This window comes from Longimicrobium sp., from assembly GCF_036280135.1.
Lineage (GTDB): Bacteria > Gemmatimonadota > Gemmatimonadetes > Longimicrobiales > Longimicrobiaceae > Longimicrobium.
Genome location: NZ_DASURI010000887.1, coordinates 1 through 3,613, shown reverse-complemented (window position 1 = coordinate 3,613; position 3,613 = coordinate 1). Strand labels below are relative to the sequence as shown.

3 protein-coding genes are annotated in these 3,613 nt (G+C 71.0%); all 3 read right to left on the bottom strand.

Going from position 1 to position 3,613, the window contains the following annotated elements:
• Positions 1 to 81: 81 nt before the first annotated feature.
• Positions 82 to 534: a helix-turn-helix transcriptional regulator gene (locus VFZ20_RS28625; protein WP_329687387.1), complete on the bottom strand. Its 453-nt coding sequence runs from the start codon at positions 532 to 534 to the stop codon at positions 82 to 84.
• Complete coding sequence (locus tag VFZ20_RS28620; protein ID WP_329687386.1) at positions 527 to 883, bottom strand: type II toxin-antitoxin system RelE/ParE family toxin; 357 nt, start codon at positions 881 to 883, stop codon at positions 527 to 529. The genes VFZ20_RS28625 and VFZ20_RS28620 overlap by 8 nt, the downstream gene beginning before the upstream one ends.
• A gap of 240 nt (positions 884 to 1,123) precedes the next feature.
• Positions 1,124 to 3,274: a dehydrogenase E1 component subunit alpha/beta gene (locus VFZ20_RS28615; RefSeq protein ID WP_329687385.1), complete on the bottom strand. Its 2,151-nt coding sequence runs from the start codon at positions 3,272 to 3,274 to the stop codon at positions 1,124 to 1,126.
• Between the last annotated feature and the right edge of the window lie 339 nt (positions 3,275 to 3,613).

The following is a 3,613-nucleotide window of genomic DNA, read 5'->3' as shown; positions in this document are numbered from 1 at the left end:
TCTCCGCGAGGAACGAGCGGGGAGGGGCCGGGGGAGGGGCGGGTTGCTGCCGGCGCGATCCCGCCCTCCCCCACGATCTTCTCACACCGGCCACTCCGGCGCCGCGAGGCTCCGCATCCGCCGCAGCAGCCGCGGAGTCTGCGAAACCGCGATGTCCAAGCCTCCGCCGCCACGCACCACCTCCCGCGCCACTGGGCCCGACAGGCCCGGCATCCGCGGGCGGGCGGCGCGGGCCAGCTTCTCGGCCGTGCCGCGGGCCGCGCGCACCTCCAGCACCAGGCGCTGGCCCAGCAGCTCGGCGTACTGCTGCAGGGTGGCCAGGCGGATCTCGGCGGCACCCGTCTCCATCCGCCCCACCGTCGCGAGCTTCACGCCCAGGCGCTCGGCCACCTCCGCCTGGGAGAGCCCCGCGTCCTGCCGGGCCTGCTGCAGGCACACGCCCACGCGCAACGCGGCCGACTCCCGCTCCAGCCCGTCCGCGAAGGCGGGCTCCGCCTCCGCGCGCTCCCGCGCGTAGCGATCCAGGTCATCCATCTCTCCGGCTCCTTTCCCAGTGGTCCCGGCGCCGCCGCTGCGCGAGCGCGATCTCGTGCCCGGAAACGCCCCGCGAACGCGTGCCCACGCCGCACACCAGCACCAGCAGCCGCGCGCCCCGCGTGCACGCCAGCAGCCGCACCATCCGCGCGCCCTGCTCGGCCCGCAGCTCCCACAGCTCGCCGGGGCCGCCCAGCGCCTCCTGGTAGTCCGCCGGCAGCGAGTCCAGCGTGCGCACGGCGTCCAGCAGGCACCACACGCGGCGCGCCTCGCGCGCGGACAGTCCGTCCAGGAACTCGCGCACGGGCGACCGGCCCGCGCCGGACTGGTAGAACTCGATCTTCCGCATCGTCCCTCACCGTCGGGGGTGGACCCCGGGATGAACCCGGGTGTGCAGCGTGGACAGCAATGGTCACACACCCGGGCGCGGAATACAAGTGGGCGAAGTAAACCGGTCCGGCGCCTGTCCATTCCGGCCCGATCTTCTCGGGACAGCCGCGTTCAAACGTCCATTTCCGGGGACGGGAAAGCCCCGCCCGGAGCGTGTCCGGGCGGGGCTCTTTCGATCCGTTTTGCGTCAGCGCGGGGATCAGAAGTTCTTCACCTGCTCGATGGCCTGCAGCACGTCCTCGGGCTCGGGGAGAATGGCGCGCTCCACCTGCGGCGCGTACGCCACCCACGTGTCCATCGACGCCACGCGCTTGACGGGCGCGTCCAGCCAGGGGAACAGGTCGTCGGCGATGCGGGCCACGATCTCGGCGCCGATGCCCCACGACAGCGAGTCCTCGTGGGCCACGATCACGCGGTTGGTCTTTTTGACCGACTCGGCGATGGTGTCCATGTCCAGGGGCGACAGCGAGCGCAGGTCGATGACCTCCGTGCTGATGCCGTGCCGCTCCTCGGCCGCCTTGGCCGCAACGATGGAGCGCTGCACCAGGGCGCCGCACGCCACCACCGTCACGTCCGTCCCCTCGCGGACCTTCCTGGCCTTGCCGAAGGGGATCATGAAGTTGGGGCCGGGATACTGGCCCTTGTTGTAGACCTGGCGGTACAGGTGCTTGTGTTCCAGGAACAGCACCGGGTCCTCGCTGCGGATGGCCGTGCGCAGCAGGCCGGCCGCGTCCACGGCCGTGGCCGGCAGGACCACGCGCAGGCCGGGGCAGTGCGCGAAGATGCTTTCGCCCGTCTGCGAGTGGTAGATGGAGCCGCCCTTGAGGTAGCCGCCGTACGTGGTGCGGATGACGACGGGCGCCGCGTACGTGTTGTTGGACCGGTAGCGCATGGTCGCGAGTTCGTCGCGAATCTGCATCATGGCGGTCCAGATGTAGTCGAAGAACTGGATCTCGACCACGGGCTTGAGGCCGCGGACGGCCATGCCCACGGCGCGGCCCACGATGTTGGCCTCGGCCAGGGGCGAGTTGAACACGCGCGTGCCGCCGAACTCGCGCTGCAGGCCGGCCGTGACCTTGAAGACGCCGCCCTTGCCCTTGACGTCGTTGATGAGCTCCTCGCGGCTCACGTCGGCCACGTCCTCGCCAAAGACGACGATGCGGGGGTCGCGGCGCATCTCGTCGCGCAGCGTGGCGTTGATGAGGTCCACCATGGTGGTCTCGCCGCCGGTGGGACGCGGGTCGTCCTCCGTGTCGAACTGCTCGGCGGTGGGGTCCACGTCCGGCGAGAACAGGTAGCGCATGGCCGTGGACGGGTCCGGCTGCGGCGACGCCAGCGCCTCGTCCGTGGCACGCTGCACCTCGGCGTTCACGTCGGCCTCGATCTGCGCGATCTCCTCCGCCGTGGCGATGCCCAGCTCGACGAGGCGGGCGGCCGTGCGGGTGATGGGGTCGCGGGCGGCCTCGTCCTGCCGCATCGCCTCGGTCTTGTAGAACCGCTCGTCGTCCGACAGCGAGTGGCTGTACGGGCGCACGACCTTGGCGTGCACGAGCGCGGGGCCCTGGCGGGTGCGGGCGTACTCGACGGCGCGCCCCATCACCTCGTGGCTCTCCCACACGTCGGTGCCGTCGCACGTCTCGATCAGCAGGCCGGGAAAGCCCGTGAGCAGCTTGCTGATGCTGCCGCCGGCCGTGTTGACCTCCACGGGGACGGAGATGGCGAACTCGTTGTCCTCCACCAGGTAGACCACGGGCAGCTTGAGGTTGCACGCCGTGTTCATGCTTTCCCAGAACTCGCCCTGCGAGGTGGTGCCGTCGCCCGTGGTGACGAACACCACCTCGTCGCCGCGGGCGCGGGTGAGCTCCACGAGCGGCTCGCCGATGGCCTCGGCGCGCATGGCGGCCTCGGCCGTGCCCACGGCCTGCAGGAACTGCGTGCCCGTGGGCGACGACGAGCTCACGATGTTGAGCGCGTGGTGCCCCCAGTGCGACGGCATCTGCCGGCCGCCGGACGAGGGGTCGGCCTCGGCGCCCACGGCCTGCTGCAGCTGGTCCAGGGCCGTCATGCCCAGGGCCAGCGAGAACGCGCGGTCGCGGTAGTAGAAGTAGAACCAGTCGTAGCCCGGGCGCGCGTGGGCCGCGGCGGCCACCTGGATGCCCTCGTGGCCCGCGCCGGAGATCTGGAAGAAGATCTTGTTCTGCTGCTTGAGCTGGATCTCCTTGTCGTCGATCCGGCGGGCCAGGAGCATGGTGCGGTAAAAGCCCAGCAGGGTCTCGCGGTCCAGCCCCGCCCCGGCCGCCTTCGGCTTCTTCTTGGTCGTCGTCGCCATGGTGAAGTCGCGATTCAGCATCTACGTCGGCGGGCGGGCAGATCGGTCTCCCACGCCCGGAAAAACCCGGCACAAGCTAACCCGCGCGCACGCCCGGGGCCAGTGCGCCCCCCGCGCCCGAATGCAGAAAGCACGCCCGTCCACGGGCAATTCCGTGCTTTTGCCTAGTGATTGAACATTCTCCGCGAGGATGCGCCGGGCGCGATCGCCGGCCCCCGCGTGAGCGAGGCATGGCCGGGAGGGGCAACGCCTCGTTCGCGTTCGATGGACGCGTGAGATTGCCAACGATCGGCGGATCGGCGGATCGGCGGATCGGCGGATCGGCGGATCGGCGGATCGGCGGATCGGCGGATCGGCGGA

Bases quoted from the DNA above. Each gene is read 5' to 3' on its own strand.
- VFZ20_RS28625 (WP_329687387.1), bottom strand. From the start codon at position 534: ATGGATGACCTGGATCGCTACGCGCGGGAGCGCGCGGAGGCGGAGCCC.
- VFZ20_RS28620 (WP_329687386.1), bottom strand. From the start codon at position 883: ATGCGGAAGATCGAGTTCTACCAGTCCGGCGCGGGCCGGTCGCCCGTG.
- VFZ20_RS28615 (WP_329687385.1), bottom strand. From the start codon at position 3,274: ATGCTGAATCGCGACTTCACCATGGCGACGACGACCAAGAAGAAGCCG.